Here is a 24,436-nt window from a genome sequence, read left to right as displayed (position 1 = left end):
TTGATTGCTGATAAGGCATAAGGAGGACACGCACGTGTTGAAGCAAAGTCAAATGTTGATCCCTACCCTGCGGGAAGTGCCATCCGACGCGGAGATTGCCAGCCACAAGCTGCTGCTCCGCGCAGGTATGGCCCGCCAACTGGCTTCCGGTATTTATACGTACCTGCCCCTGGCGCTCCGTTCCCTGCACAAAATCCAAGCGATTGTGCGTGAAGAAATGAACAATGCTGGGGGACAAGAGCTGTTGATGCCAGCGATGCAACCTGCTGAGTTGTGGCATCAAACGGGTCGCTGGGATGTATACGGTCCCGAGCTCGTTCGCCTGCGTGATCGTCATGATCGTCCTTTTGCCTTGGGTCCAACCCACGAAGAAGTCATTACGAGTCTCGTGCGTGATGAGATTAACTCTTACAAAAAACTCCCGATCAACCTTTATCAAATTCAAACCAAGTTCCGTGATGAAGTTCGTCCACGCTTCGGTTTGATTCGTTGCCGCGAGTTTATTATGAAGGATGCGTACTCTTTCGATTCGTCACAGGAAGGTCTGGATCGCAACTTCCAGGCGATGTATGATGCGTACACGAACATCTTTACCCGTGTAGGCCTGAACTTCCGTGCAGTAGAAGCGGATGCAGGTGCAATCGGCGGAAAAGGCACTTACGAATTCATGGCGTTGTGCGACATTGGGGAAGACACGATTGCTTATTCTGAAGAAGGCGATTATGCAGCCAACTTGGAAAAGGCAGAAGTCGTGTACAAGCGATCTGCAAAGCCAGCAACAGAAGCGCCAGCACGAGAAAAATTGCATACGCCTGGTACCAAAACGATCGACCAATTGGTACAAGCACTGCAAATCGAAGCAAAGCAGATCATCAAGAGCCTCATTTATCGCCTAGACGACAAGCTGGTTATGGTGCTGGTACGCGGTGATCATGAGATCAATGAAGTGAAGCTGAAAAACTTGTATGATGCAACGATCGTAGGGCTGGCTTCTGAAGCGGATATCGTTTCGGTAACAGGAGCGCCTGCAGGATTTGTTGGTCCAGTTGGCATTGATCCTGAAAAAGTGGAAATCATTGCGGACAATTTTGTTCAAGATGTTTATGATGGTGTCGTCGGTGCCAATGAAACAGACTATCATCTGACTCACGTAGTTGCTGGCCGTGATTTCACGGTTTCCCAGTACGCTGACTTGCGCAACATTACAGAAGGTGACGAGTGCCCTCGTACAGGTGGTGTTATCAAGTTTGCACGTGGTGTAGAAGTCGGTCACGTATTCAAACTGGGTACGAAATACTCCACAGCAATGGGTGCTACGTACTTGGATGAGAACGGTCGCAGTCAACCAATGATCATGGGTTGCTACGGAATCGGTGTATCTCGTACAATTGCGGCAGTGATCGAGCAGAACAATGATGAAAATGGTATCATTTGGCCAGTATCTGTTGCACCTTTCCATGTGCATGTGATTCCGGTCAATGTTAAAGTAGAAGAGCAACGTCAAGTTAGTGAACAAATTACAGAAGCATTGCGCAAGGCTGGCGTAGAAGTTTTGTTTGACGATCGTCCTGAGCGTGCTGGTGTGAAGTTTAAAGACGCTGATTTGATTGGGCTGCCTCTGCGTATTACGGTTTCCGATAAAGCGGCACAAGAAGGAACAGTGGAAGTGCGTATCCGCAAAAACGGTGAAACACATGATGTGAAGCTGGATCAATTGGTCGATGAAGTAAAAGGTTTCTTATCTCGTGTTGACCAAACTGGAGCTGCCTTGTTCGGTAACTAGTTGCATGCAGGAATAAGAAGGATTTTGTCGAATTTTTACGGGGTACTCCCCTAGATTAATGGGGAGTACCTCTTTTTCTTGTTTGAACGCTCACTTATAGGGAAGGTGGGAAAACCGTGGACCGTTTACAAGAGCAAAAACATCGCTTCTCCCTATTGGTCAAGCAAATGGAAGTTCCTGACGAATGGGTGGAGCGTTTTTTTCTTGATGCTCAGATTGAAAAGTTAGAGCTGTATAAGCAGAACAAAGAATGGGTTTTTCACTTTGCCCTTCCGAGAATGATACCTGCGGATGTTTATGCAGCTTTTACCAAGCGATTGACGCATACATTTTCACATCTAGCCAAAGTTGATACCCGATTTCGCTATCTGCAAAAGCCGTCTCTCGATCAAGTAGTCGAAGAGTATTGGGATATCTTGCTGGCGGGGCTGGAGTCGACTCTGAACTCCTTGGCAGTTACGATGCGTCAAGCACGTAAGCAAGTCGACCAGCAGGAAGTCAAGGTATACTTGCCAACGGAGATGTCCGTTGAGGTTGCCAAGCGTAAACGAGCGGATAATGAGCTTTTGGCTGCTTTCCAGAAAGCTACCGATTGCTCGATGCGCTTTACTTTCCATGGGGAAGAAAGCGATGATGCGTATAAGGCCTTTGAGGAGCAACGTAAAGAGGAAGAGCGTGCTCTCGTCGAAGTTGTGATGACGGCTGTTCAACAGGAGAGCAAATCGTCTGATAAAGCTGATGCTGTCACTACGCTCATGATGGGCTATGAAATTAAAGATGCGCCGATCCCGATTTGCGAGATTCAAGATGAGGAACGCCGTATCGTCATCCAAGGAACCGTATTTAACGTAGAAGTCAAAGAGCTTCGCAGTGGACGTCATTTGCTCACGTTCAACGTATCAGACTATACGGATTCTCTTACAGTGAAGATGTTCTCTCGCGATAAAGAAGACGTGAAAATGCTTGAATTGCTGAAAGACGGTATGTGGGTGAAAGCACGGGGAAGTGTACAGCATGACACATTTGTACGCGATCTCGTGATGAATGCCAATGATTTGAACCAGATTGAGCAGGTCATTCGCAAAGATCATGCGGAAGAAAAGCGTGTTGAGCTCCATTGCCATACGCCGATGAGTGCGCTGGATGCCGTTGCATCGGTAAAATCACTGGTCTCGACGGCAGCGAAGTGGGGTCATAAAGCAATTGCTGTCACTGACCATGGTGTCGTGCAGGCTTTTCCAGAGGCGTATTCCATCGCCAAAAAGAACAACATCAAGTGCATTCTCGGTATGGAAGCATACGTAGTCGAGGATGGTATCGATATCGTTTATAACCTGCATGCAGACAATAATCTTTCCATTGATGAGAATACCGAATACGTTGTGTTTGATACGGAGACGACGGGCTTAAACGCGTCAGAGCATACTATCATCGAGATCGCTGCTGTCAAAATGAAAGGCTCAGAAATTGTCGACCAATGGACGGAGCTGATCGACCCGCAATTGGAAATTGGGCCAAAGACAACTGAGATTACGGGGATTACCAACGAAATGCTCCGCGGGCAAGAGACACTCGATGTGGTACTCCGCAAGTTCAAGGACTTTACTGGTGACGCCATCCTGGTTGCGCATAATGCTGAGTTTGACAAAGCGTTTATTAACGCCTGCGCCAAACGGATTGGCATGGAACCATGGAGCAATTCATTTTTAGATACGCTGCCTTTGGCTCGTTTGATGTACAAAGGAATGCGTAATTATCGTTTGGGATCATTAGCGAAAAAGTTCAACGTTGAGCTCATCAATGCCCACCGTGCGTTAGACGATACTGTGGCCCTTGCTCAGGTGTTCCAGCAAATGTTGAAGGACATAAAAGAAGCGGAAATCAAATCGCTTGCTGAACTGAATGAAAAAAGCAACGAAGAGGCGGATTACAAGAGTGGACGTCCATTCCATGCGACGATTCTCGTTCAAAATAAAGAAGGCCTCAAAAACCTGTACAAGCTCGTAACCCGTTCTCATGTGGAAACATTCTTCCGTTGGCCCCGAATTCAGCGAAGCCAGCTGACCAAATACCGCGAAGGCTTACTAATTGGTACGGCGTGTAAAGACGGAGAACTCATGCAATCGATTCTTCGCGGTAAGTCACCTGAAGAGTTAAAGGAAGTTGCTGCTTTTTACGACTATTTGGAATTACAGCCGGTCGCTCATTACTCACCACTGTTGCGTAATGAAGAAATTCCTTCGCTGGAGACGATGAAAGGCTACCATGAAAAGATCGTCGAAATGGGAAAAGAGCTCGGCAAGCTGGTCGTTGCTACAGGGGATGTGCACTTCCTGAATCCCCAAGATGAAATCTTCCGCGATGTTTTCTTATTGTCAAAAGGGGATCCAACCGCAGGCAATCAGCCGCCGCTTTACTTTCATACAACGGAAGAGATGCTAGAGGCGTTTTCCTTTTTGGGGGAAGAGACCGCAAAAGAAATTGTCGTAACAAATACGAATGCCATTGCCGATATGATTGAGGATATTAGTCCGATTCCAGACAAGCTGTACACGCCGATCATTGAAGGGGCGGACGAAGAGCTTCGTCAAATGTGCTATGACAAAGCAAGGTCGTTGTATGGTGACCCATTGCCCGAACTGGTCGAGCATCGCTTGGAAAAAGAATTGAACAGTATCATCAAGCACGGCTTCGGTGTGATTTATTTGATTTCGCAGCGTTTGGTAACGAAATCGTTGAATGATGGTTACCTGGTAGGTTCCCGGGGATCTGTAGGCTCGTCCTTTGTTGCCACGATGTCTGAGATTACAGAGGTAAACCCATTGCCTCCTCACTATCGTTGCCCAAATTGCAAGCACAGTGAGTTTATTACAGATGGTTCAATCGCCTCTGGGTTTGACTTGGAGGATAAAGAATGTACGCAATGTGGAACCATGTATGCCAAGGACGGCCAGGACATCCCTTTCGAAACGTTCCTCGGTTTTAAAGGAGACAAGGTACCGGATATTGACTTGAACTTCTCCGGTGACTATCAGCCGCGTGCACATAAGTACACACAGGAGCTGTTCGGAGCGGATTACGTATATCGTGCAGGAACGATTGGTACCGTTGCGGAAAAAACAGCGTATGGCTATGTGCGAAAGTATGCCGATGAGCGTGGCATGACGTTGCGCAATGCGGAGATATCCAGGATCGTCAACGGCTGTACAGGTGTAAAAAGGACAACAGGACAGCATCCGGGCGGTATTATCGTAGTTCCTGACTACATGGAGATTGAAGACTTTTGTCCGATTCAGTTCCCGGCTGATGATAATGAGTCAGAATGGCGCACAACCCATTTCGACTTCCACTCCATTCATGACAACCTGCTAAAACTCGATATTCTGGGACACGATGATCCGACCGTCATTCGTATGCTGCAAGACTTGACGGGAATGGACCCAAAGACGATTCCACTGGATGATAAAAAGACGATGTCCATCTTCAGTACGACGGAAGCCTTGGGGGTTACACCGGAGCAAATCGGTACGAACATGGGGACACTCGGCATTCCTGAGTTCGGAACCAAATTTGTACGTCAGATGCTAGAAGACACCAAACCGACAACGTTTGCCGAGCTTGTTCAGATTTCTGGACTCTCGCACGGTACGGACGTTTGGTTGAACAACGCACAAGACTTGATCCGCAACGGTACCTGCAAGCTACCAGACGTAATTGGTTGTCGTGACGATATCATGGTCTATTTGATCTATAAAGGGCTAGAGCCTTCACGCGCCTTTAAGATCATGGAGTCCGTGCGTAAGGGTAAAGGGGTTCCAGAGGACGATCAGGAAGAAATGCGCAATAACAATGTGCCAGAGTGGTATATTCAGTCGTGCCAGCGGATTAAGTACATGTTCCCGAAGGCGCACGCGACTGCTTACGTCATGATGGCTGTGCGGATCGCATACTTCAAGGTACATCGTCCATTGGAGTTTTACGCAACATATTTCACTGTTCGCGCCGACGACTTTGACATTCCGCTGATGGTCAAAGGTTCAGCGGCGATCAAGCAAAAGATTGAAGAGATCGAGGGCAAGGGACACGATGCACAACCAAAAGAAAAGGCATTGCTGACTGTTTTGGAGATGGCGTTGGAAATGATAGAGCGGGGCTTCCGCTTTACCAACGTTGATTTGTACAAATCAGACGCCACGCGCTTCTTGATCGAGGGAGATTCGCTGATCGCTCCATTTAACGCCCTGCCTGGCTTAGGGACGAACGCGGCGATCAGCATTGTAGCTGCGAGAGAGCATGGAGAGTTTTTGTCCAAGGAAGACCTCTTATCCCGTTCCCGCATCTCCAAGACCATTTTGGAGTTCTTGGACGAGCAAGGTGCTTTGAAAGGATTGCCAGAATCCAACCAGCTGTCCTTGTTCTAAGGCGTGCAGTCAAGGCTCACAGTCATCCAAAGGTTGTCAGCGGAGGGCTGTTATGCTATAATTTTTTTGGAAATACTGGTTTTATACGCATGGCTGATCGAGAGTGGGGAAACCCACTCTTTCTTTCTGGCTACACCTCATGGTTCAAATGAGAAGGAGGTACTTGCTTGAGCAAGGTAACAGGCATCGTCACTGAACTCGTCACGCCCATTGTTGAAGAAGTGGGCCTGGAGCTAGTTGACATCGAGTACAAAAAGGAAGGCAGCAACTGGTTTCTGCGCGTGTTTATCGACAATGAAACTGGCAACATCGACATCGATGACTGCCGCCTTGTCAGCGAGAAGCTGAGCGAAAAACTAGACGAAGTAGATCCCATCCCTACAGCATACTTTTTAGAAGTATCTTCGCCGGGTGCTGAGCGCCCATTACGCAAGGATAAGGATTTCACGAAAGCTGTCGGCAGAAATGTGCATATCACAACAAAAGAGCCAATAGAAGGTGCAACCACGTTCGAAGGCGAACTGGTATCCTATGAGGATGGCAAGCTGACAGTAAAAGAAGCAAAGAAAACGTATGTAATTTCCCAAGAGCAAATTGACACGGCTAGAATGGCAATTATTTTTTAGTTGTCGCGGCCAGTGTTAGCCCGTGGTAAGTAAAGGAGGAGGCAACGAAAGTCATGAACGGCGATTTTATCGAGGCTTTAGAAGCCATTGAGAGAGAGAAAGGCATCACCAAAGACGTACTGATCGAGGCCATCGAAGCGGCTCTTATCTCTGGATACAAACGTAACTTCAACTCGGCCCAAAATGTGCGGGTGGATGTAAATCGTCATTCAGGTATGGTGCGGGTGTTTGCGCGGAAGAGCGTAGTCGAAGAGGTTTTGGACGTGCGGCTTGAGATCTCTCAAGAAGCAGCACAAGAAATCGATCCTAACTTCCGTCTGGAGGATATCGTCGAAATCGAGGTAACGCCTCGTGATTTCGGTCGTATTGCCGCTCAGACTGCGAAGCAAGTGGTTACACAGCGCATTCGCGAAGCGGAGCGCGGTTTGATCTACAGCGAGTTTATTGAGCGTGAAGACGATATCGTAACTGGCGTCGTTCAACGTATGGACGCTCGCAATTATTACATTGATCTGGGTAAGGCTGAAGCTGTTATGCCGATCACAGAAAAAATGCCATCCGAAGATTTTAAATCACAAGATCGCGTGAAGGCATACATCATCAAAGTAGAGAAAACCACTAAAGGACCGCAAATCGTCGTTTCCCGTACTCACCCGGGGCTCTTGAAGCGCCTCTTCGAATTAGAAGTGCCAGAAATATATGACGGTGTGGTTGAAATCAAGTCTGTTGCACGTGAAGCAGGTGATCGTTCAAAGATCGCTGTGCATTCCATCAACGCAGATGTTGATCCAGTAGGGGCTTGTGTCGGTCCAAAGGGCATGCGCGTCCAAACGATCGTCACAGAGCTCAAAGGCGAGAAGATCGACATCGTTCGTTGGTCTGAAGATCCTGCCGAGTACGTAGCTAACGCTCTCAGCCCTGCAAAGGTGCTGCATGTTGAGGTTAACGTAGCGGAGAAGGTTACACGTGTGATCGTTCCTGATTATCAATTGTCTCTGGCAATTGGTAAGCGTGGCCAAAACGCACGCCTTGCAGCCAAGCTGACTGGCTGGAAGATCGATATCAAGAGCGAGTCCCAAGCCGACCAAGAAGGCATCGCTTATCCAAAAGAAGTAGAGAGCGATGAAGGGACGGACAACGAATAATCATGAAGCAAAAAAAGATCCCGTTGCGTAAGTGCATTGTTTGCCAAGGAATGTTTCCGAAAAAGGAATTAATCCGCGTCGTCCGGACGCCAGAAGAAGAGATCGTCATTGATCTTACTGGAAGGACGGCGGGACGCGGTACCTATGTGTGTCGGCAGGAAAGCTGTCTGAAGCCGGATGCGTTCGCATCGGGAAAATGGAAAAAAGTGCTGGAACGTGCCCTCAATATGTCCATCTCCCAAGAAAAGTATGATGCTTTCCGTGAAAAATGGTTGGAGATGATGGGAAAATGATCCCAAAAGCAGCACAACTACTCGGATTGGCGATGCGTGCGAGAAAGATCGTTACCGGGGAGGAACTGGTCATTACCGCTATTCGTAATGGGCAGGCCCGCCTGGTTTTGCTCGCATCAGATGCATCAGACAATACCGCCAAGAAAGTAAAGGATAAATGTTCCTATTACGGTGTCTCATGTGTAACCACTGGCGACCGACATTCATTGGGACACGCAATCGGAAAAGATGGGCGCGTTACCGTGGCGGTAACCGATGGGAAATTGGCCGAAAGCATTCAGCGTCTGCTCACCTAACTTAGAAAGGGTGAAGTATATTTGAAGACACGTGTGTATGAGTATGCCAAACAGCACAACATGAGCAGTAAGGAAATCCTCAATTTGCTAAAACGATTGAATATAGAAGTAGCAAATCATATGAGTATCATGGAAGAAGGGACGATCAAAAGGATCGAGGATCACATGGCCAAATTGCGTTCTGGTGCCAAACCGGAGCAACGTAATACGTCAAGTGATGCAAGACCCAAACAAGTGGAAGATCAACGACGCCCCAACGACTCCAGAGGACAACAGAACAAACCCCAACAACAAGCGGGGCAAGCTCAACTGGTTAGTAATGACAGACCAAACAGCGATCGTGGAGGAAGCACATCAAACATCAATCGTCCAGTTAACAACAGTGCGAGTGCCAATTCCGATCAGCAAAGTCCTCAGCATGGAAAAAATCAGGGGAAGAATCAGGAGAGAAAACCAAACAATATGAGAAGTCAACCCGCAAAGCCGAATGACCGCAAGCCACAAGGCCAAGGACAACAAAGACCACAAGGCCAAGGACAACAAAGACCACAAGGTCAAGGACAACAAAGACCACAAGGCCAAGGACAACAAAGACCACAAGGCCAAGGACAACAAAGACCACAGGGTCAAGGACAACAAAGACCACAGAACAATCAGCAACGACCACAAAACCAACAGCGTCCTGCACAACAACCTGTTGCTAATCAAACAGAGGGACGTACAGGAGAAGAATTTGAAGATAAAGTAAATCTTCCATCCAATGTTGGTACAGAAAAACGTGAGAAAATCAAAAAGGGTCCACAGACCCAAAAGACATTTGAAGATAACAAGAAGAGTCAGCCTTTCCGTGGCGGTGGTAATAACCGCTATAACCAAAATAATCGCCGTGGCAATAACAATCGTGGTGGCCAAAAGGCTCCACGTCCAGTATTTGACCCACCAACAAAAATTACCTTTACCGAGTCTTTGACCGTTAACGAATTGGCTGTAAAACTACGCAAAGAACCAGCAGAAGTCATCAAAAAGCTGTTTAATTTGGGGATCATGGCAACGATTAACCAGTACCTTGACCGTGAAGCCATCGAACTCATTTGCGCAGATTATGGCATTGAAGTCGAAGAAAAAATCATCATTGATGAGACTAACTTCGAAACGTTGGAAGAAGTAGATGCACCAGAGAGCCTTCTGGAGCGCCCGGCAGTTGTGACCATCATGGGTCACGTTGACCACGGGAAAACGACTTTGCTGGATGCGATCCGCTCTACAAACGTTGTAGCAGGCGAAGCAGGCGGAATTACCCAGCACATTGGTGCGTATCAAGTAGAGATTAAAGGAAAGAAAATTACTTTCCTCGATACGCCAGGTCACGCGGCCTTCACAACCATGCGTGCTCGCGGTGCGCAAATTACAGACATTACTATTCTGGTTGTTGCTGCAGATGATGGTGTCATGCCGCAAACGGTTGAAGCGATTAGCCATGCGAAGGCAGCAAATGTGCCAATCATCGTAGCGGTCAACAAGATTGACAAACCAGAAGCAAATATGGACCGTATTAAGCAAGAATTGACCGAGTATGAACTGGTTGCCGAAGAGTGGGGCGGCGAAACTATCTTCTCCCCATTGTCCGCTAAGCAGCGTACAGGTATCGAAGAACTGCTTGAGTACATCTTGCTCGTATCCGAGGTACAAGAACTGAAAGCAAACCCAGACAAGCGTGCTCGCGGTACTGTTGTAGAAGCTGAGCTTGACAAGGGACGCGGTCCAGTTGCAACCATTCTGGTTCAACAAGGTACCCTACGCATTGGTGACCCAATTGTAGTAGGTTCCGCTTTCGGACGTGTACGTGCAATGGTGAACGACAAAGGACGCCGTCTGAAGGAAGCTGGTCCATCTACGCCAGTTGAAATCACTGGTCTGAATGATGTACCACAAGCAGGTGACCAATTCCGTGTCTTTGAAGACGAGAAAAAGGCCCGCGCAATTGGGGAAGCACGTGCATCCAAGCAGCGTGAATCCGAGCGTCGTGAGAGCTCCCGCGTTTCTTTGGATGACTTGTTCCAGCACATCCAAGAAGGCGACATCAAAGAGCTGAACCTGATCGTAAAAGGTGACGTACAAGGTTCTGTAGAAGCTCTGCGTGGTTCTTTGGAGAAAATTGATGTCAACGGTACTCGTGTGAAAATTATTCATACAGGTGCTGGGGCGATTACGGAATCCGACGTTACGCTGGCAAATGCTTCGAATGCCATCATCATTGGTTTCAACGTACGTCCTGAGCCAAATGCACGCAGCATGGCTGAACAAGAGAAGATCGACATTCGCCTGCACCGTGTCATCTATACTGTAATCGAAGAGATCGAGTCTGCTCTCAAAGGGATGCTTGATCCAGTCTTCAAAGAAAATATCATCGGCCAAGCTGAGATTCGTGAAGTGTTCAAAGTATCCAAAGTCGGAAACATTGCAGGTTGCTATGTGACTGAAGGTAAATTGAGCCGCGATGCTGGTGCACGTTTGATCCGTGAAGGTATTGTGATTTATGAAGGTAAGCTCGATACCCTCAAACGCTTCAAAGATGATGCGAAAGACGTTGCAGCAGGCTATGAGTGCGGTCTGACTTTGGAACGCTTCAATGACCTCAAAATCGGCGACGTAATCGAAGCATTCGTCATGGTTGAAGTGAAACAATAATGATAGCAGGTGTGCAGATTGAACTGTTTCTGCCCGCTAGCCAAAACCTGAAAGAAAAACGAGCCATCGTCAAAAGTCTGATCGGCAAGCTGCGGAGCCGATTTAACGTCTCCGCGGCAGAGGTGGCTTATCTCGAGCAATGGCAGCGTACCGTGTTGGGTATCGCTGCCGTTGCTAATGAGATCTCTTTTTTACAACAAGAAATGCAGACTGTCGTTCGATTTGTAGAGAACCATCCAGATGTAGAGTTGATTCGCGTGGATACGGAATACTACGATTAATGAACAGTCAGCGGAGGTGAAAAATCGATGAATAAAACACGGATTAGCCGCGTAGGTGAAGAAATCAAAAAAGAGCTGAGCCTCGTATTGCAGCGTGGACTGAAAGATCCTCGTGTCGGTTTCGTAACGGTAACAGATGTAGAGGTAAGCAGTGACCTGCAATTGGCGAAGGTTTTTGTCAGCATTTTTGGCAGTGAGGAAGAGCGTAAAGCTTCCCTTGCTGGTTTGACAAAAGCAAAAGGTTACTTGCGTACGGAGATCGGGAAACGCGTAAAGCTGCGTCACATTCCTGATTTTGTATTCAAGCTGGACGAGTCCATTGACTACGGCAGCAAAATTGAATCAATCCTGCGGGAAATCTCCACAGAGGGAGAGAAACAGGATGAATCCTAATCAAATGGCAGTACAGGAAGCGGCGCGGTTTATGCAGGAGCACGACCGCTTCCTGGTTCTCTCTCATGTAAGTCCTGATGGAGATGCTACTGGATCTGCTTTGGGAGTCGTGCTCATGCTAGAGCAGTTGGGAAAAGAGTATGTGGTTGTAAACGAAGGGGAAACACCGATCAAGTTTAACTTCTTGCCGCGGTTTGACCGTCTTTATAACCTGCGCAAACAATCACTGAACGAGACGTTCGGGGCCGTAATCGCTGTAGACTGCGCGGATGAGTCGCGGATGGGCGATGTACGGTCTTTATTTGCGTCTGGCGCTGCTTTGCTGAATATCGATCACCATCCGACCAACGATCATTTTGGAACGGTAAATCTGGTTCGTCCGGATGCAGCCGCAACAGCAGAGATTTTGTTTGATGTGGCAGAAGCAGCAGGGGTTTCTTTCAATGAAGAGCTTGCGCTGTGCATCTATACCGGTCTTCTGACGGATACAGGCGGTTTCCGCTATTCCAATACATCGCCGCGCGTCATGGAGATCGCTGCTCGATTACTCGGATACGGTGTGAAGCCAGGAGACGTAGCAGAGCGCTGCCTGGAGGAAATCACTTTTGCCCATGTGAAAGTTTTGCGACGCGCGCTCCAAACCTTGCAACTGTCCCATCAAAATTTGGTTGCTTCCATCACTGTTTCAGCCGCAGATTTTGCCGAAGTGGGTGCCGAGCGAGAAGATGCTGGTGGATTGGTGAATTACTGTCGCAACATTGAAGGAGTCGAGGTTGGCGTTTCTTTTGTGGAAGCGGAACTGGGAGTGGTCAAGGTGAGCATGCGCGCTCGCGATCGGGTTGACGTAGCTGTCATTGCGAAGCAGCTCGGTGGCGGTGGACACGCAAAAGCAGCAGGATGCACGATCAAAGGACCACTTTCAGAAGTACAGCAAAAAGTATGGACTGTGCTGGACGATGCAGTAGGAGTGAAATTCGATGAGTAACGTGAACGGTGTGCTGGTTATCGACAAGCCAGCTGGTATGACCTCCCATGATTGTGTAGCACGTATTCGTCGACTGTATGGAACGAAAAAAGTGGGGCATACGGGTACACTGGATCCAGATGTGACGGGTGTACTCCCCATTTGTGTGGGACACGCAACGAGGCTAGTTGAATATTTGCAAGAGCTGCCTAAGCGATATGATGTAGTCATGCGCCTCGGCTCTACGACCACGACGGAAGATGCTTCCGGAGAAGTGGTGGAGCAAGCTGGAGTAGATGCAGCATCGATTACGACGGAGCGTATTCAAGCCCTGTTCGAATCCTTTTTGGGTGAAATGGAGCAGGTACCTCCAATGTTCTCAGCGGTAAAGGTAAACGGCAAGCGGCTGTACGACCTGGCTCGTGAAGGTACCGTGATTGAGCGGCAGGCTCGGAAAGTGACGCTGTATGAGTTGACACTTCATAAGATTAGCGTGGATGGAGACACTGTCGATGTTGCATTCACGTGTACGTGCTCAAAAGGCACATACATGCGCACCTTATGTGTTGACCTCGGACGCGCTCTGGGTTATCCTGCCCATATGAAGCTGTTGCGGCGAATAAAAAGTGGCCCGTTCCAGGAGCAAGAGGCAATCCCTCTCCAGCAAATTGAGGAACAGGCAGCAAACGGGGAAGACATTTCCCGTCACTTGGTCTCCATCCCTCAGGCAATCTCGTTCTTACCATCGTTTCAGGTCAAGCCAGAACGGATCAAAGCAGTACGTAATGGACTTGCGACCGCGCTTCCGGGTGTCACTACGGAGGAAGGAAGTTTGATTTGCTTGTTTGCGGGGGAAGAATTACTTGGCATCCATCGCGTATGCCGTGGAGACAAAGGACTTTTCGCCAAACCAGAAAAAGTCTTTCCAGCCGAGGTGTAATCCGTGAAAACGATCTACCTGACATACCCGTTTCCGTCTGACCTGCAAGCGAATCCTTGTGCGATTGCACTGGGGTACTTTGATGGTGTACATATTGGGCATCGCCGTGTAATCCAAAAGGCGATTGATACAGCGAAAGCAAACGGATGGCAAAGTACGGTAGTGACCTTTGATCCGCATCCTCGAGAAGTATTGGGGCAAAGCGGTTATACCCGCTATTTGACACCACTTGCAGACAAGCTCGAGCAATTCGAAAAGATGGGCGTAGACACCACGTATGTGATGAAGTTCGATATTAGCTTTGCGGCTATTTATCCAGAAGATTTCATCGCGGAGTGCCTTCTCCCATTGGAATACCGCCATATTGTTGTTGGCTTCGACTACACCTTTGGTTATCGAGGGATGGGGACTGCCCATACCTTGCAAGAAATGAGCAAAGGTCGCTATGGGCTCGACATAGTGGGTCCGGTAAATCGCTTGGGTGAAAAAGTGAGCAGTACAATCATCCGTGAATATCTTCATCATGGGGATGTCGAGCAGGTTCGCCATTTGCTAGGCCGTGCCTACAAAGTGCGTGGGACAGTCGTGCATGGCGACAAACGCGGTCGAACCATTGGCTTTCCTACAGCGAATGTCCAAGTGAATCAGCCGTACTTGATCGGAAAGAATGGGGTCTACGGTGTTCGCTTTACTGTGGATGAACAAAGCTACTATGGTGTCATGAACGTAGGGATCAAGCCTACATTTGAACTGGAGAAAAAAGAAAAGTCACTAGAAGTGCACATTTTTGAGTTCTCTGGTGAAATCTATGACAAAGAAGTAGAAGTAGAGTTCCTTTTCTACATTCGTGAAGAACAGAAGTTCGCTGGTGTGGATGCACTTATCGCTCAAATTGGACGAGATGTGCAGACGGCGAAGCAAAAATTCGCAGAGGGAATCTCGTAAAGGATTCTCTTTGCTTTTCACAAAATGGTATGCTATAATTCAAAACGTTGTACAGATAACCGTAGCTTGGCTGTCCGATGCTCACCGACGGCAGACTCGGCGAACGGTATAAAAAATGAGGAGGTGAGTCATGATGGCATTGACTCAAGAACGTAAAACTCAACTGATTCAAGAGTTCCGTACTCATGAGAACGACACCGGTTCACCGGAAGTGCAAATCGCTATCTTGACCGAAAACATTAACAATCTGAACGGACACTTGCGTACGCACAAGAAAGATCACCACAGCCGTCGTGGTCTCTTGAAAATGGTTGGTCAACGTCGTAACCTGTTGACATACCTGCGTGAAGCAGATGTTCAACGCTATCGTTCGGTAGTAGACCGTCTGGGTCTGCGCCGCTAATCAGCGTTTTGTAAAAAGCGGGTTCTGCCCGCTTTTTCTATCGTGTAGGAGGGTTTAGCGTAGAAATGCGCTAAGCCCATCCGAAACGAGTAAAAAGAGTTGGAACAAATTTGTCTGATTAAATTAGCTTCACAAAAGAAGCTTTTTTTATTATCTAGAACGACTGCCAAAGGTACCCATTTAATTTTTATGATGGCAGGAAATAATACATATAGGTAGAAAACAAAGTGTGAAATGCACATTGTTGTGAAGGAGGACTGCTAGCATCATGGAGCAACAATACCGTACATATGACTTCGAACTGGCAGGCCGTAAACTGACCCTGGAATTTGGCAAAATGGCTAAACAGGCGCATGGTTCGGTCTTGGTTCGTTACGGCGATACAGCAATCCTATCCGCAGTTACAGTCTCGAAGGAGCCAAAACCCCTTGACTTCTTCCCGTTGACTGTTAACTATGAGGAACGTCTCTATGCGGTTGGGAAAATTCCTGGCGGTTTTATTAAAAGAGAAGGACGACCAAGTGAAAAAGCAATTTTGGCTAGCCGCTTGATTGACCGCCCTGTCCGCCCTCTTTTTGCAGACGGATTCCGTAACGATGTACAAATCGTAAATACTGTTCTGTCTGTGGATCAAGACTGCTCACCTGAAATCGCTGCAATGATCGGTACTTCCGCAGCGCTATGCGTTTCGGAGATTCCTTTTGAAGGTCCGATTGCAGGAGTAATCGTAGGACGAATTGACGGTGAGTTCGTCATTAACCCTACTGTAGCTCAAGCGGAGAAAAGCGATATTCACCTGACTGTCGCTGGTACGCACAAAGCGATTAACATGGTAGAAGCTGCCGCAGATCAAGTACCGGAAGCAGTTATGCTTGAAGCCATCATGGCAGGTCATGAGGTTATTCAGCAACTGGTAGAATTCCAAAACATGATCGTAGCAGAGATCGGCAAACCGAAGATGGAAGTCATCCTCCATGAGGTTGATCCTGAAATCGATCAAGCAGTGCGCGAATTTGCGGAAGCTCGTTTGAAAGAAGCTGTCCGTATTGAAGAAAAGCAAGCGCGCTACGATGCGATCGACGACATCAAGGCCGAAACCAAGGAACATTTCGCAGCCAAAGATCCTGAAGCTTACACCGCGCAGGAAAAAATGATTAGCGAAGTACTTGGAAATATTGTCAAAGATGAAGTTCGCCGTCTGATTACAGATGAAAAGGTCCGTCCAGATGGACGAGCACTTGGCGAAATTCGTCCGCTGTCCAGCGAGACAACCATACTCTCTCGTACACATGGTTCCGCTATGTTTACTCGTGGTCAAACACAAGCGCTGAGCGTTTGCACATTGGGCGCGCTGGGAGATGTTCAAATTCTGGATGGTCTCGGTCTGGAAGAATCGAAACGTTTCATGCATCACTACAACTTCCCGCCATATAGCGTAGGTGAAGCCCGTCCGTTGCGTCCTCCAGGGCGTCGAGAAATCGGACACGGTGCGTTGGGTGAGCGTGCAATCGAGCCGATCATTCCTTCTGAGGTCGAATTCCCTTATACGATTCGTCTCGTATCAGAAGTTATTGAATCCAATGGTTCCACATCACAAGCGTCGATTTGCGCGAGCGTACTTGCCTTGATGGATGCAGGGGTACCGATTAAAGCACCAGTAGCCGGAATTGCGATGGGCTTGATCATGAGTAAAGATGAGCAATCTTTCTCGATCCTGACTGACATTCAAGGTATGGAAGATCATTTGGGGGACATGGATTTCAAAGTAGCTGGTACGGAAGCAGGCGTAACGGCAATCCAAATGGACATCAAAATTTCCGGTATTAACCGTGAGATTTTAGAGCTGGCCTTGGAGCAAGCACGTGAAGGTCGTTTGCACATCTTGAAACATATGATGAGCACGATTTCCGAACCGCGTAAAGAACTGTCTCCTTATGCACCAAAAATCATGACCATGACGATCAATCCGGAGAAAATCCGCGATGTAATCGGTCCACAAGGCCGTGTCATTAATAAGATTATCGAAGAAACCGGCGTAAAAATCGACATCGAACAAGATGGACGAGTCTTCATCGCATCCATCAACCACGAAGCGAATCTGCGCGCGAAACAAATTATTGAAGATCTGGTTCGTGAGGTAGCTGTTGGCCAGGTGTACCTGGGAACAGTAAAACGCGTAGAGAAGTACGGTGCGTTCATCGAGTTGTTCGCAGGTAAAGAGGGCTTGTGCCACATCTCTCAACTGGCTGAAGAGCGTGTAGCCAAAACAGAAGATGTTGTCGCAGTTGGTGATAAGGTAGAAGTGAAAGTGACCGAGATCGACGACCAAGGTCGTGTGAATCTCTCTCGCAAAGCAGTTTTGAAAGAGCAAGCTGCTGCGGCACAAGCTGCTGAAACACCACCAAAAGCAGAATAAAGAAAAACAAAAGGCTTCGTCACTCGAAGAAATTCGTGTACGGAAGCTTTTTTCTTTTATGTGGCAGATGCTCCCGTTTCGTATGTCTAAGTCGTTCCTTCCACTCATACATTGGACAAGAGAGACTCGTACGATCGATAGAGGAGGGCGACGCCCTAATGACGAATAGGACCAGGAGACTTTTGTTCATATTTATATATGGAGCAGCGCTGATCGTTCTCTTGAATTATCAGCCTATTCATCATTACATCAGTACGATCAAAAATGTCCAAGTAGTGAGTGAAGATCGTAACGAGAACGAAAAAGCGCGTTTACGGGCGCAGATTGAAAAGTGGAAAGAGGGCAGAGAGGAACAGCCGATAGATGCCGTCGTCGATCAGACGTGGAAGGCGATTCCGGGATATAATGGCCGTGTAGTGGATGTAGAAGAATCAATCAATAAAATGCTGGCTGCGGGAGTGTCCAGTCCAGATTTGCTGGTATACAAGGAAGTACCTCCAGCGGTTTCGGTTGAGCAATTGGGAGCACATCCCATCTATCGAGGAAATCCGAATAAACCAGCGATTTCTTTCATGATCAATGTGGCTTGGGGAAATGAGTATCTCGATTCGATGCTCAATACACTTGATAAACACAAGGTAAAGACAACTTTCTTTCTGGATGGCTCTTGGGTAAAACGTTACCCAGAAGAAGCAAAAAAGATCTTGGCACGTGGCCATGAGATTGGTAATCATGCGTATTCTCATCCCGATATGAACACACTGGGGACACAGAGGATTCATCAAGAGATAAGCCGTACGCAAGATGTTATTTATAAAACGATGGAAGTGAAGCCGTCGTTGTTTGCACCGCCATCTGGTGCTTTTAACCAACGCGTTGTACAAATCGCGCATTCGTCTTATCAAATGAAGACGATTCTATGGACGGCAGATACGATTGACTGGCAGAAACCTTCGCCTGCTTATGTGATCAATAAAATAAGCCGGAAAATGGAGAACGGTGTCCTCGTACTCATGCACCCAACGTCTACCTCCGAGGCGAGTTTAGATCAACTTCTGACGATCGCCAAAAAGAAGGGGCTACAGCCGACGACTGTTTCAGAGGTTATATCGAGTCGTAGACTCCCATCACCGTAAATACATGTTCATTTATTGTGGAGACAAAGGAAGTTTGCTATAGTTAGACGTGTTTACAAGAAATTCCCCGAGGTTTCGGGTAGAGAAAGATGAACAACCGAGGAGGATTTACGTGATACAACGTCATACGTGTGATAACGGTCTTCGAATCGTGACGGAACGGATTCCGTCCGTTCGCTCCGTTGCCTTAGGCATCTGGGTAGGGACTGGTTCGAAATATGAAAACGAGAAAAACAACGGGATTTCCCATTTTCTCGAGCATATGTTTTTCAAAGGCACGACTACTCGTTCTGCAAAGGAAATTGCGGAAACCTTTGATGAGATTGGCGGGAACGTGAACGCCTTTACCTCGAAGGAGTATACCTGCTATTACGCAAGGGTGCTCGATCAACACGCGCCAATTGCCCTAGATGTCCTTTCTGATATGTATTTCAACTCGGTGTTTGATGCAGATGAGTTGGAAAAGGAAAAGAACGTCGTCATTGAAGAGATTAGCATGTATGAAGACGCACCGGATGATTTGGTGCATGATTTGATTGCACGCGCTTCGTATAGCACACACCCACTTGGGTATTCGATTTTGGGCACGGAAGATGTCCTGCGCAGCTTGAAACGTGACGATTTGCTGGCTTATATTGATCAGCATTACCTGCCAACGAATACGGTGATTACAGTAGCAGGTAATTTTGAAGACAGTTTGATTGAAGACATTCAAAAGCGCTTTCAGACTTTCTCGCGTCCAGGCAGTATGCCTAGCTTGTCTACTCCTGATTTTGCTGGAAATGTGATCGCGCATCATAAGGCGACAGAGCAAGCGCATCTGTGCCTGTCACTACCTGGCTTTAAGGTAGGGCATCCTGAAGTATATTCCTTGATTTTGCTGAACAACGTGCTGGGTGGCAGCATGAGCTCGCGTCTATTCCAAGAAATTCGCGAAGAGCGTGGCTTGGCATACTCTGTTTATTCCTATCATTCGTCCTATAAAGAAGCGGGTACGTTCCACGTGTATACAGGAACGGCACCAGAGCAAGTAGGACAGGTATTTGACATCGTCTCGCGCGTCCTGCGTGATGTCGCTGATCATGGCATTACGGATAAAGAGCTGAACAAAGGAAAAGAGCAGCTGAAAGGCAGCCTAATGCTCAGCTTGGAAAGCACGAATAGCCGTATGAGTCGACTTGGCAAAAATGAACTCCTGCTAGGCCGTCACCTTAGTCTAGACGAGATCATCGCCAAAATTGACCGTGTTTCCCATGAATCTGTTTTGGCTGTGGCGCAGCAGCTGTTCCGCTCCAAGATGTCTATGGCGATGGTGAGTCCACTCGACGGCTTCCCTGAAAACGTAAAGAACGATATATTGTTGTAAGCAAAAATCCGGCATAGCCCGGATTTTTTTGCGTATATCAACAGTAAATGAAAGGACAAAGGGGGCTTCTCCATGCGCTTAAGCGAGTTGGGTGGGAAGGAGATTATCGGACTGGACAACGGGGAGAAAATGGGGGTCATCAGTGATTCCGATTTAGTCATCCATCCCGAAAACGGTACGATTCAATCCATCATCTTGCCAGGAGGCAGTTTCTTTGGTTTCGGCAAGAAGCGAGAGGACCTCGTGATCCCATGGAGCTCCATCGTAAAAATTGGGCCAGATACGGTCATCATCCAGCTTCAAGCGCCTGAGGCACAAGCTTCGCAAAAGTAGGCGCTTCTGTCACCGAAGTAGCAGGAGCGGAATAGGATGGGGGTAGACCGCATGGATTTCCGTCAACTTTTCCAAATGGAAAACCTTTGCGTTCCGATCATTTAATGCAGTAAAATGTGTGGAAAGGGGAACGCAGCATGCTAACGGGCATACATGTTGCCTTCATCGGCGGAGACGCTCGCCAGTTGGAAGTCATTAAGCGATGCATACAACTGGATGCTAGCGTCACGTTAGTTGGCTTCGATAACCTGGAAAGTAATTTTACAGGGGCAACGAAGAAACCATTAACATGCGATGTGTTGAAAGACGTGGACGCCCTCATCCTACCCATCGTAGGGACCGATGACCAAGGATACGTGGAAAGTATTTTCTGCTCCAAACAAATGCAGTTGCTAGACGAACATGTGGCGAGTCTGCCGAGTCATTGCGTGGTTTACACAGGAATGGCAAAGCCTTATCTGAAAAAGCTGTTGGCTTCCACACAGCTTCCTCTCGTGGAGCTCTTGGATCGTGATGACGTAGCTATCTATAACTCTATCCCTACTGTAGAGGGAGCGTTAATGATGGCGATTCAACATACGGATATTACGATTCATGGATCACAGTCAATTGTTTTGGGATTGGGCCGAACAGGTTTGTCCATGGCTCGAGCATTGCATGCGTTGGGGGCCCGCGTAAGAGTTGGGGCCAGACGTCAGGAACACTTGGCACGCATTTATGAGATGGGAATGACTCCCTTCCATATAAGCGAAGTAAGGCAACAGGTTACGAATGCTGATTTCATTTTTAATACCATCCCGCAATTATTACTCACGGCAGAAGTGATTGCTCAAATGCCTCAGTCGGCGTTTATTCTTGATCTTGCCTCCAAGCCAGGGGGAACGGATTTTCGTTACGCTGAAAGACGAGGTATCAAAGCTCTTCTTGCTCCCGGATTACCTGGAATCGTTGCACCGAAAACCGCTGGACAAATTTTAGCCCAAACATTGTCTCGTCTTATTGCGGATCAAAGGAAAGCGCCAGGAGGGGATGCAACATGAGTAAGCTCCAGGGAAAGACCATTGGATTTGGATTGTCTGGATCGCATTGCACCTTTGAGGAAACCATGCCGCAAATTAAGCGATTTGTGGATGCTGGAGCACGGGTGGTACCGATCGTATCGAATACGATTATGACCACGGATACACGCTTCGGTACTTCTCAAAGCTGGCAGCAACAAATCAAGGAACTGACGGGGGAAGAGCTTATTTCGACGATTCCTCAGGCTGAGCCGTTGGGACCTTCCAAGTTGTTGGATGTCATGCTCATTGCGCCTTGCACAGGCAGTACGACGAGTCGACTGGCGAATGCCATTACGGATAGTGCCGTACTGATGGCAGCTAAAGCGACGATGCGTAATCTGCGACCCATTGTGATTGCCATTTCCACCAATGATGGTCTGGGATTAAATGCAGCCAATATTGCCAAGCTATTGGCCGCGAAAAATATGTATTTCGTGCCGTTCGGGCAGGATGCCCCGGATAAAAAACCGAACTCGCTTGTAGCTCGTATGGATCTCCTATTGGAAACATGCGAAGCAGCTTTGGAAGGTCGACAATTGCAACCCTTGCTCATCGAAAGATTTAACTACTAATAAGACTACAGAATAAACAATTAACCTGCTTTTTCGCGATTAGGAGGAGAGTAAGAGATGGCAAACCAACTGACTTTCAATGTTGCTGTAGTCGGTGCGACTGGTGCAGTCGGACAGCAGATGATTCAACTATTAGAAAAGCGCAACTTCCCAATCAAACAGCTTAAGCTGCTTGCTTCTGGACGTTCTGCAGGAAAAACAGTCACCTTCAAGGGGCAAGAAATTGTACTGGAAGAGGCGACTCCAGACAGTTTTGCAGGGGTTGATTTTGCCTTGTTTAGTGCTGGTGGATCGGTCAGCAAGGAACTGGCTCATCACGCAGTGCGTCATGGTGCAGTTGTCATTGACAATACCAGCGCATTCCGGATGGACCCGGATGTTCCTCTCGTTGTGCCAGAAGTAAACATGGATGCTGCGCTCGCTCATAATGGAATCATTGCGAATCCGAATTGCTCTACGATTCAGATGGTTGCCGCTCTAAAACCCCTGTATGATCGTTTTGGTATAGACCGAATCATCGTTTCTACTTACCAGGCAGTATCTGGTGCAGGTCAATCTGCGATCAATGAATTGCTCGACCAGAGTCGAGACATTTTGGATGGTAAAGAACCGCAGTGTAACGTACTTCCCGTAGGCAAATTGCCTGTACATCATCAGATTGCGTACAACGCGATTCCGCAGATTGATGTGTTCACCGACAATGGTTTTACTTATGAAGAAATGAAAATGATCAATGAGACCAAAAAAATCTTCGGTGATGACACTGTACTTGTTTCAGCTACTTGCGTACGTATTCCAGTGGTCTACGGCCATAGCGAGTCGGTATATGTAGAGCTGAAACAGGATTACGATCTGGCAGAAGTAAAGGCCCTGCTGAAAAACGCTCCTGGTATCGTGTTAGTAGATGTACCGGAGGAACAGCAGTATCCACTCGCTACTGATGCAACAGGCAAACTGGAAGTATTCGTGGGCCGGGTGCGTCGTGATCTCCATCATCCTCGTGGACTGCATATGTGGATCGTTTCTGACAATCTTCTCAAGGGTGCAGCATGGAATACAGTACAAATCGCTGAAGAACTCATAAAAGCAAGAGTATAGGGGAGAGGTTAGTGAAGATTCTCGTCCAGAAGTTCGGTGGTTCTTCCTTGACGACGGAGGATTGCCGGATGCGGGCAATCTACCATATGGAAAAAGCAATTGATGAGGGCTATGCCCTCGTCGTTGTCGTATCAGCGATGGGTCGCAAAGGTGATCCATACGCAACTGATACACTCTTGCAGTTGGTTCGTGGTAATGGGAACCAACTGCCAAGTCGAGAAACGGATATGCTGATGCATACCGGAGAAATCATCTCTGCAACAGTCATGTGCAGCATGCTGAATGCACGAGGAATTAAAGCAAAGATTTTGACAGGCGGTCAGGCAAATATTGTGACGAGCGACGACTTTACGAATGCACAAATCATGTCGATCGATCCTAGTCGTATTTTGCAGGACTTGCAGGGAAGTCAAGTTGTGATCGTTCCAGGATTTCAGGGACGTACAGCCGAGTGGGAAATTACGACACTGGGGCGGGGCGGAAGCGATACGACTGCAACCGCTCTCGGTGTCGCCTTGAAGGCTGAAACGGTGGATATTTTCACCGACGTGGAAGGCATCATGACGGCAGACCCGCGTATCGTCGAAGAAGCGCAGCGGCTTGGTATGGTGACCTACACGGAGATTTGCAACATGGCTCACCTGGGTGCAAAAGTTATTCATCCTAGAGCGGTGGAGATCGCGATGCACGCAAACGTGCCGATTCGTGTTCGCTCTACGTTTTCGGACGACCCCGGTACACTTGTTACGACTATGCTGGAGATCGGGAAACTGGGCTACACTGTACACGACAGAGTCGTCATGGGAATTGCTCATGTACCGAACATCACCCAGATCAAGGTCGCGAACAAAGAAGGGTCTTACGATACACAGCTTCAAGTCTTCAAAACGATGGCAACCAATAACATCAGTGTAGATTTCATCAATGTGAACCCAATGGGTGTTGCTTACACGGTCCATGATGAAATGGGAGAAAAAGCTGCTCGTCTGTTAACGGAAATGGGATACGAGCCGCAGCTTTTGCCACATTGTGCAAAAGTGTCCGTGATTGGTGCAGGGATGACGGGCGTGCCGGGCGTAATGGCGCGGATCGTGGAGGCACTTACGCAAGAAGACATTCAAATTCTTCAATCGGCAGACTCCCATACAACCATCTGGGTACTCGTGCATGAAATGGATATGGTGAAGGCTGTTCGTGCGCTGCATCAGCAGTTCAACCTGCATGTTCAACATATGTAAGAACATATCCTGACTTTAATACCTACTGATCACGATAA

Annotated in this window: 21 protein-coding genes; all 21 read left to right on the top strand. The window is 47.8% G+C overall.

Features of this window, described 5'->3' with window-relative positions:
• Positions 1 to 37: 37 nt before the first annotated feature.
• The 21 genes from PMI05_RS07105 (at position 38) to dapG (ending at position 24,398) form a co-directional block, all read left to right on the top strand.
• A complete protein-coding gene (locus tag PMI05_RS07105; RefSeq protein WP_157230868.1) occupies positions 38 to 1,783 on the top strand; it encodes a proline--tRNA ligase in 1,746 nt (581 codons plus the stop codon).
• 116 nt (positions 1,784 to 1,899) lie between these two features.
• A complete protein-coding gene (locus PMI05_RS07100; RefSeq protein WP_007719236.1) occupies positions 1,900 to 6,204 on the top strand; it encodes a PolC-type DNA polymerase III in 4,305 nt (1,434 codons plus the stop codon).
• Between the two features lie 167 nt (positions 6,205 to 6,371).
• On the top strand, positions 6,372 to 6,830 hold the full coding sequence (gene rimP / locus PMI05_RS07095) for a ribosome maturation factor RimP (RefSeq protein WP_007719235.1): 459 nt from the start codon (positions 6,372 to 6,374) through the stop codon (positions 6,828 to 6,830).
• A 53-nt stretch (positions 6,831 to 6,883) separates the two neighbouring features.
• The gene (nusA, locus tag PMI05_RS07090) at positions 6,884 to 7,975 is read left to right on the top strand and encodes a transcription termination factor NusA (protein WP_007719234.1); all 1,092 of its coding nucleotides are present in this window, start codon (positions 6,884 to 6,886) and stop codon (positions 7,973 to 7,975) included.
• 2 nt (positions 7,976 to 7,977) lie between these two features.
• Positions 7,978 to 8,268, top strand: coding sequence for an RNase P modulator RnpM (gene rnpM, locus PMI05_RS07085; protein WP_007719233.1), 291 nt, complete (start codon positions 7,978 to 7,980; stop codon positions 8,266 to 8,268).
• Positions 8,265 to 8,564: a YlxQ family RNA-binding protein gene (locus PMI05_RS07080; protein ID WP_007719232.1), complete on the top strand. Its 300-nt coding sequence runs from the start codon at positions 8,265 to 8,267 to the stop codon at positions 8,562 to 8,564. The genes rnpM and PMI05_RS07080 overlap by 4 nt, the downstream gene beginning before the upstream one ends.
• Positions 8,565 to 8,585: 21 nt before the next feature.
• Positions 8,586 to 11,252 (top strand): translation initiation factor IF-2, encoded by a 2,667-nt coding sequence (gene infB, locus PMI05_RS07075; protein WP_007719230.1) that lies wholly within the window; start codon positions 8,586 to 8,588, stop codon positions 11,250 to 11,252.
• The gene (locus tag PMI05_RS07070) at positions 11,252 to 11,533 is read left to right on the top strand and encodes a DUF503 domain-containing protein (protein WP_007719228.1); all 282 of its coding nucleotides are present in this window, start codon (positions 11,252 to 11,254) and stop codon (positions 11,531 to 11,533) included. Before infB ends, PMI05_RS07070 begins: the two co-directional genes overlap by 1 nt.
• 27 nt (positions 11,534 to 11,560) lie before the next feature.
• Entirely contained in the window at positions 11,561 to 11,926 is a 366-nt protein-coding gene (gene rbfA / locus PMI05_RS07065; RefSeq protein WP_007719226.1) for a 30S ribosome-binding factor RbfA, read from the top strand.
• Positions 11,916 to 12,911, top strand: coding sequence for a bifunctional oligoribonuclease/PAP phosphatase NrnA (locus tag PMI05_RS07060; RefSeq protein WP_007719224.1), 996 nt, complete (start codon positions 11,916 to 11,918; stop codon positions 12,909 to 12,911). Before rbfA ends, PMI05_RS07060 begins: the two co-directional genes overlap by 11 nt.
• Positions 12,904 to 13,830, top strand: a complete 927-nt coding sequence (truB, locus tag PMI05_RS07055; protein WP_007719222.1) for a tRNA pseudouridine(55) synthase TruB — start codon at positions 12,904 to 12,906, stop codon at positions 13,828 to 13,830. Before PMI05_RS07060 ends, truB begins: the two co-directional genes overlap by 8 nt.
• A 3-nt stretch (positions 13,831 to 13,833) precedes the next feature.
• Entirely contained in the window at positions 13,834 to 14,775 is a 942-nt protein-coding gene (locus PMI05_RS07050) for a bifunctional riboflavin kinase/FAD synthetase (protein WP_007719220.1), read from the top strand.
• Between the two features lie 133 nt (positions 14,776 to 14,908).
• Positions 14,909 to 15,178, top strand: a complete 270-nt coding sequence (gene rpsO, locus PMI05_RS07045) for a 30S ribosomal protein S15 (protein ID WP_015891708.1) — start codon at positions 14,909 to 14,911, stop codon at positions 15,176 to 15,178.
• A 268-nt stretch (positions 15,179 to 15,446) separates the two neighbouring features.
• A complete protein-coding gene (gene pnp, locus PMI05_RS07040; RefSeq protein WP_007719218.1) occupies positions 15,447 to 17,594 on the top strand; it encodes a polyribonucleotide nucleotidyltransferase in 2,148 nt (715 codons plus the stop codon).
• A gap of 158 nt (positions 17,595 to 17,752) precedes the next feature.
• Positions 17,753 to 18,730: a polysaccharide deacetylase family protein gene (locus PMI05_RS07035; protein WP_007719217.1), complete on the top strand. Its 978-nt coding sequence runs from the start codon at positions 17,753 to 17,755 to the stop codon at positions 18,728 to 18,730.
• A 112-nt stretch (positions 18,731 to 18,842) separates the two neighbouring features.
• Positions 18,843 to 20,096 carry a pitrilysin family protein gene (locus PMI05_RS07030; RefSeq protein WP_007719216.1) on the top strand — a complete coding sequence of 418 codons (1,254 nt, stop codon included), beginning with the start codon at positions 18,843 to 18,845 and terminating at the stop codon, positions 20,094 to 20,096.
• A 72-nt stretch (positions 20,097 to 20,168) separates the two neighbouring features.
• Positions 20,169 to 20,429 (top strand): YlmC/YmxH family sporulation protein, encoded by a 261-nt coding sequence (locus tag PMI05_RS07025; protein WP_007719215.1) that lies wholly within the window; start codon positions 20,169 to 20,171, stop codon positions 20,427 to 20,429.
• A gap of 137 nt (positions 20,430 to 20,566) precedes the next feature.
• A complete protein-coding gene (gene dpsA, locus PMI05_RS07020; protein WP_007719214.1) occupies positions 20,567 to 21,469 on the top strand; it encodes a dipicolinate synthase subunit DpsA in 903 nt (300 codons plus the stop codon).
• Positions 21,466 to 22,062 (top strand): dipicolinate synthase subunit B, encoded by a 597-nt coding sequence (locus PMI05_RS07015; RefSeq protein ID WP_007719213.1) that lies wholly within the window; start codon positions 21,466 to 21,468, stop codon positions 22,060 to 22,062. The genes dpsA and PMI05_RS07015 overlap by 4 nt, the downstream gene beginning before the upstream one ends.
• A 57-nt stretch (positions 22,063 to 22,119) precedes the next feature.
• Complete coding sequence (locus PMI05_RS07010; RefSeq protein ID WP_007719212.1) at positions 22,120 to 23,160, top strand: aspartate-semialdehyde dehydrogenase; 1,041 nt, start codon at positions 22,120 to 22,122, stop codon at positions 23,158 to 23,160.
• Between the two features lie 11 nt (positions 23,161 to 23,171).
• A complete protein-coding gene (dapG, locus tag PMI05_RS07005; protein WP_007719211.1) occupies positions 23,172 to 24,398 on the top strand; it encodes an aspartate kinase in 1,227 nt (408 codons plus the stop codon).
• Positions 24,399 to 24,436: the final 38 nt, after the last annotated feature.

The sequence above is a fragment of the Brevibacillus sp. BC25 genome, from assembly GCF_000282075.1.
In the GTDB taxonomy this organism is placed as follows: domain Bacteria; phylum Bacillota; class Bacilli; order Brevibacillales; family Brevibacillaceae; genus Brevibacillus.
Note: the sequence above shows the minus strand (reverse complement) of the source record. Positions and strands in the feature narration are given on the sequence as shown.